General features: G+C 63.5%; 1 protein-coding gene. It reads right to left on the reverse strand.

Annotation, left to right across the window (positions count from 1 at the left end; all coding sequences use genetic code 11):
- Nucleotides 1-263 (reverse strand): UvrB/UvrC motif-containing protein (locus ACX6XY_RS30370; RefSeq protein ID WP_460337930.1); only part of this gene is annotated, 263 nt, incomplete at both ends.

Consider the following 263-nt stretch of genomic DNA (forward strand, 5'->3'; position numbering starts at 1 on the left):
GAACTGGCCGACAAAGGTCTCCACGACCTCTCCCAGCTCGGTGCCGCCCGGCACTTTCGGGAAGTAGCTTCGGCTGCCCAGCACTTTGCCCTGACGGATAAACAGCACATGCACGCAGGCCATGCCGGCATCGAAGGCGACGCCGATCACGTCGAGGTCGTCACCGGTGTTGGAGACAAACTGTTTCTCCGTCACGCGGCGGACGGCCTGAATCTGGTCGCGGATGCGCGCGGCCTCTTCGAACTCCAGGTTCTGGCTCGCCT

Source organism: Streptomyces sp. O3 (assembly GCF_054788135.1).